General features: G+C 23.2%; 6 protein-coding genes. 4 read left to right on the top strand and 2 right to left on the bottom strand.

Going from position 1 to position 5583, the window contains the following annotated elements; translation table 11 throughout:
• Positions 1–5: 5 nt before the first annotated feature.
• Positions 6–1118: a replication initiation protein gene (locus CHF27_RS13275; RefSeq protein WP_158534778.1), complete on the bottom strand. Its 1113-nt coding sequence runs from the start codon at positions 1116–1118 to the stop codon at positions 6–8.
• A gap of 374 nt (positions 1119–1492) precedes the next feature.
• Positions 1493–2686 carry a replication initiation protein gene (locus tag CHF27_RS13270; protein WP_095405279.1) on the bottom strand — a complete coding sequence of 398 codons (1194 nt, stop codon included), beginning with the start codon at positions 2684–2686 and terminating at the stop codon, positions 1493–1495.
• Between the two features lie 938 nt (positions 2687–3624).
• On the opposite strand from CHF27_RS13270, the gene CHF27_RS13265 reads away from it, so the two are divergent.
• From CHF27_RS13265 to CHF27_RS13250, 4 genes are all read left to right on the top strand, one after another.
• Entirely contained in the window at positions 3625–4041 is a 417-nt protein-coding gene (locus CHF27_RS13265; protein WP_095405278.1) for a hypothetical protein, read from the top strand.
• Complete coding sequence (locus CHF27_RS13260) at positions 4042–4251, top strand: helix-turn-helix transcriptional regulator (RefSeq protein WP_095405277.1); 210 nt, start codon at positions 4042–4044, stop codon at positions 4249–4251. It abuts the gene before it with no gap.
• A gap of 477 nt (positions 4252–4728) precedes the next feature.
• Positions 4729–5079, top strand: a complete 351-nt coding sequence (locus tag CHF27_RS13255) for a tRNA-binding protein (protein WP_095405276.1) — start codon at positions 4729–4731, stop codon at positions 5077–5079.
• Positions 5080–5189: 110 nt separating this feature from the next.
• A partial coding sequence (locus CHF27_RS13250; protein ID WP_147294093.1) for a hypothetical protein occupies positions 5190–5583 on the top strand: 394 nt, incomplete at its 3' end.

Raw genomic sequence — 5583 nt, 5'->3', positions numbered from 1 at the left:
CTTTATTATTTAAACTTGTCCTTTTGACTTTCTAAAAGTTTCTTTTCAAGTTCTTCTGAAGTATACTTAGTAAATGTCTGATTTATGTTATGAAATCTAGTTTTAACCTGCGGTATACTCTGCTTCTTATCAGATTTATTAAGTTTATCAAGTAATGTTGTTTTAAAATAATTATAAGATTTAACTTTTATCTTGTCTTCATCATCTTTATCTAATGTTGTGCCTATAGATTCATAAAATATGCTTTTAATTTTTGTGTTTGCAAAATCATATTTTTTAAAATCATTAATAAAGTTACTTAATGTTTTCGCTGTAAATAATTTTTTATTAGGTACATAAAAATCGGAATTTGAATTAATTTTATCAATAACAATTGGCTTTTCTTCAATAATTTTTGTATCAAAATACTTTCTCTTATCAAAATCTGTTACTATAAAATCTATTGACTCAATTTTTCTTCCAACTTTATTTTCTCTAATCTCTATATTGAAATATTCTGTTTTATTTAATTCATTTATTGCAGGTTTAATAACCCTTCTTTTAAAATCATTATACTTATCATATTTTTCATCGAGCATTAATAATTCTTTTAATTCATTAATTTTGTATGTGATAACATTCTTAGTTCCACTCCATAATCTAAGCAAATCGTAAAATCTTTGTGCATATGAATTGTTTAAAGATAACCAAATTTGAACATTTATAGGTGTATAACCCATTTTTAAATATTCTTTTAGTATCTCATGAATCTTTTCAGATGCTTCTATATGAAAGGTCCCTAATTCGTCGTCATAATAATATCCATTTATAAATCCATAAGCTCCCCATAAATGACCTTTATTATTTTTCTTTTTTTCCTTGAAGAATATAGGTTTTTTCCTTAGTTCTTCTAATACTTCAAGTATTCCATTAGCTGAATTTTTTCCTTTGAATTTTATTATTTTCTTAAATTCAGAAAGACTAATTTGACATTTTAAAATTCCATCATTTTCTTTTTGCAATTTATATAACATTAATAGAAATATTCTATTTTCTATCAAACTTATACTATATCTTGCTTTTACTAATAAATTATTTTTCATAAGAACTTTATCTTCTTCTATCTTTATAACTTCCATTAAAAATTTCTCCATATTTTTATTAATTTTATACTTAATATGTTAACAATATAAATTTATTACGTCAATATTTTTAAAGTTGTCGCAATAAAGCCCTAATTCGTCGTAGTTAAGTCCCTGATATGTCGTAATAAAACCCTAATGTGTCGTAGTTAAGTCCCTAATTCGTCGCAATAAAACCCTAATATGTCGCATTTAATTGCTTGATGTGTAGTATTTCCAACAGTTATAGCTATGCTTAAATACTATTAAATACTATATAAATACTATTAAATATTGTTGAAAGGAAACAACAAAAAACAAAGGTACTTAAGAAATCATAGCAAATACCTTTGTTCTAAACAATTAAAGTTAATGTTTCACAATTTCCTTTATTATTTAAACTTGTCCTTTTGACTTTCTAAAAGTTTCTTTTCAAGTTCTTCTGGAGTATATTTAGTAAAAGTTTGATGTATATTATGAAATCTAGTTTTAACCTGTGGTATACTCTTTTGATTATTTTCATATCTTTCTTTTTTCAACTTATCCATTAATACAGTTTTAAAATAATTATAAGATTTAACCTTTATTTTTTCTTCATCATCTTTATCTAAAGTCAAAACTATAACTTGTGAGAGTATCAAATTGTTACCTTTCTCTTTAAAATCATATTTAAAAAAGTCTTCTTTAAACAATTCTAATGTCCTAGCTGTAAATAATTTTTTACATGGAACATAAAAATCAGATTTAGATTTATTAGTTAATTGATTAGTTTCTTTGTCATTAGCAATACATTCAATAGTTGCTATTTCTTCAACTTCTTGAGTACTTGATACTTCATCTACTTGTACAATATTTTGTTTTAGTTTTTCTTTATTAAAATACTTTCTTTTCTCATAATCCATTATTATAAACTTAATACCTTCAACTTTTCTAGATTTTTTAACTTCTTCAATAGTTACATCCATATTTCCAACCGTATTTATTTCTTTTACAGCTTGGTTTAAAACTCTTTGTTTAAAATTTTTATAATTAGGATATTTATTTTCTACTCCAAATATAAATTTCAGCTGATCTAGTTTAAATTCCTTTGTAATCTCTATATCTGTCCTGCTCCATAATCTAAGTAGCTCATATAATCTTTGGGAATAGAAACTCTTAAATTTAGATAATATATCTAAATTTAGTGGAGCATATACGGTGTAATTTATTATGTGATTATATAGTTCTTCTAAGAAGACTATTTCAAATACTTCTTTATTTTTATAATACTTATGCATAGCTATTAAAGTATATTTACATTCAACATCATCACCATCTCTAATATCTTTTTCTTCAAATTCTAAAAGAGAAGTACTTAGTATTTCTAATGCTTTTTTTATATTAACTAGCGTTCTTTGATTTTTACTTGGTATTAAATTTTTTAAATCCTCTAATTTTACAGTACATTTTAAACTTCCGTTATTCTCCTTTTGAGCATTTAAAAGACAATAATAAAATATTCTGTTTTGTATAGCTGTGACTTCATATGAAGTATGCACTAATTGTTTACTGTGCATTAAGAGTTCAATTTTATTCTCTTCGTTCATTTTTGTCCCCCATTTTGAGTATCAAATTGTTACCTTTAAGTATTTATATATAAATTATATCATATTTAAGGTAACAATTTCGTACTTTTGTTACCTATATAAAGTATCAAATTGTTACCTTTGAGTATCAAATTGTTACCTTTCGGTATCAAATTGTTACCCTTGAGTATCAAATTGTTGCCTTTTGGTATCAAATTGTTACCTTAACATGCTCGTATATTAGTAATTGCAAGTGTTTCAAAATCTCTAAATACTATTAAATACTATTTAAATACTATTAAATACTGTTGAAAGGAAACAACACTTAAAAAATTAAAAGATAATATTTATTATAAAAATTAGATAGTAATTAATACAATTTAGAATATAAATTAGAATATGAAAAATATCCATTTAAAGCCTTTTAGAGAAATTTTTACACCTTAAAGGAATAAATTATCTATAAAGGGTAAAATTGAGCGTAAAAAGCCATTTATTGAAGATATTTGAAATTAAATAAAAAGTACTATGTATAAATGTATTTAAAAAATTGTAATGTAGGTACTAATGAGGATATTTTACTTTATTTTAAATTAACCATTATTTTAAATACGTAGCATATATTTAATAACTATTAAATGCTTATTTAAATAATATTAAATATGTTTTTAATAGTTATTAAATATATTTTAAATAGGTTTATTCATTGGAAAAGCTATATTGTGTAAATTTAATTTTGAAATTCAATAAAAGATATAAAGATGATTATAATAAGGAGAATATCTTAATTTTAAGATTATATAATAGTTAAGCACTTAGTATAAAACTAGGAGCTTTTGTAATATAAAATAACTAAAGTTAAATATATATAACATTTTAGTTACACTTAACTTTAAAAAGTCATATACTTATAATATAACGTGTTATAAATATATAACTTTTTAAAGGAGTGATTTTATATGTCAAATTCAAAATATGGTGTTAAGTCGAAACTTATTTTCGAATTTTTATTAATTACATACTTTTATATTGCATCACTATCGAATAAGTTTACACCTGGAATTAATAGTTCGGGAATAATATCTACATTAGTTTGGATAATAGTTTTGAGTGGATTTGCAATTTATAATAAGAAATTCAATGATATAATTGATGAATCTTCAAAAACTATATTATCAAAAGTTAATAGTATAGCAGTTCAATTTGTTTTATATTCTTTTGGAGTAGTTGCTATATATTTTTCAACTCCATTTACTCAATCTATAGATATATCAAACTTAGATTTTGGTATAATGATTATTACTATATTATTTTTATTAGTGACATTAAGATTAAGTTTATTTATATACTTCGATAGGAAAGGAATCTATGAATAAGTGGCTATTTTAAAAACAAGAATAAAAGAGAATAGGGAAAGAACTCTTATGAAGCAAAATGAATTGGCAAAATTAGTGGGTGTAAGACGTGAGACTATTGTCCATTTAGAAAATGGTAAGTATAATCCTTCTCTAAAATTAGCGATGGATATTGCAAAAGTTTTTAATACTACAGTTGAAAGTTTATTTGAATTTGTTGATGAAACATAACAAGTTATAAAAATCCTATGATAAGATCCTTTTAAATTAATAGAAAATGAGAGAAATATAACTATAATGCCTTGTATTTGTGTTAATGGTAGTATGAAGCCATTTAAATCATGTGCTGTTAAAATAGATTTGTAATAAATATTACAAATTAATAAGATAGATTCATGGATATATTTTAACTAGTTTTTGTTTATTAAATTAGCCATTATTTTAAATACGTAGCATATATTTAATGTTTATTTAAATAATATTAAATGTATTTTAAACGTATATTAAATGTTTATTAAATAAACATTTAATAGCTTTATTTATTGGAAAAACTATAATGTGTAAATTTAATTTTTGAAATTCAAGAAAGAATATAAGTGTAATAACTTTAAAGTTTTAATATCTTTTTAGATACAAGTTATATTACATTTTTATGTAGAAGTAGTTATAATATAATTAGTAAAAATAATTTATTAAAGGAGGAAAGATATGGCTGCTCCAATTAAAGAAAATATAAGTATAGATGTACTTGATAAGATTGATATTAGGGTCGGAACAATTAAATTAGTTGAGGATGTTGAAAAATCAGATAAGTTAGTTAAACTTTCTGTTGATTTTGGTGAATTTACGAGAACCATATTAGTAGGAATGAAGGGTGAAAGAAATAATCCTAAAGAAGTTGAAGGCCAACAAGCATTATTTGTAGTTAATTTAGCCCCAAAGAAAATGGCAGGTGAAGTTTCTGAAGGAATGCTCTTTGACATTGGATATGCTGATGGTATTATACCTGTTTTAGCACAACCTGAAAAGTCAGTACCTAATGGCACAAGAGTTGGATAGACAATAGTACTTATAAGATTGTATCAATACTGTTGAGAATTTAAGTGCTTTTTATATCTAAAACTGTTGATATTTAAATAAAAGATCGAATATTACACAGGAGGAAAAGAATGTTAATAATCAATTTGATGATAATAATATTACTTATATATAGTGTTATCTTATTAAGTGGAGTAAAAATAATGTTTAAATCTAAGTACGCTAAAGCAATAATGTCTTTATTAATAATGTATAATCCATTATCAAGTTTAATAGAAGGCTATAAATTAGGATACACAGGTATTAGTAGCGTAATAATAGTTAGTATATTATTTCTATTAATATTTATTTGGGGGTATAGAAGAAATAAACACATATATTCAATACATAATGTAAAACAAAAGTATGTAATAAATATTATTGAGGGGTATTTAGAAATAAAAAATATAAAATATAAAGTAAGTGAGACAGAAATATATTTACCGGAGTTTTATAAAACTATCTTTGTTGATGGTTCAATAGAAA

The organism is Romboutsia maritimum, assembly GCF_002251085.2.
Classification (GTDB): Bacteria; Bacillota; Clostridia; order Peptostreptococcales; family Peptostreptococcaceae; genus Romboutsia_B; species Romboutsia_B maritimum.
The sequence above is the reverse complement of the archived record's forward strand: the minus strand, read 5'-3'. Positions and strand labels throughout refer to the sequence as shown.

Bases quoted from the DNA above. Each gene is read 5' to 3' on its own strand.
- CHF27_RS13265 (WP_095405278.1), top strand. From the start codon at position 3,625: ATGTCAAATTCAAAATATGGTGTTAAGTCGAAACTTATTTTCGAATTT.
- CHF27_RS13270 (WP_095405279.1), bottom strand. From the start codon at position 2,686: ATGAACGAAGAGAATAAAATTGAACTCTTAATGCACAGTAAACAATTA.
- CHF27_RS13255 (WP_095405276.1), top strand. From the start codon at position 4,729: ATGGCTGCTCCAATTAAAGAAAATATAAGTATAGATGTACTTGATAAG.
- CHF27_RS13275 (WP_158534778.1), bottom strand. From the start codon at position 1,118: ATGGAAGTTATAAAGATAGAAGAAGATAAAGTTCTTATGAAAAATAAT.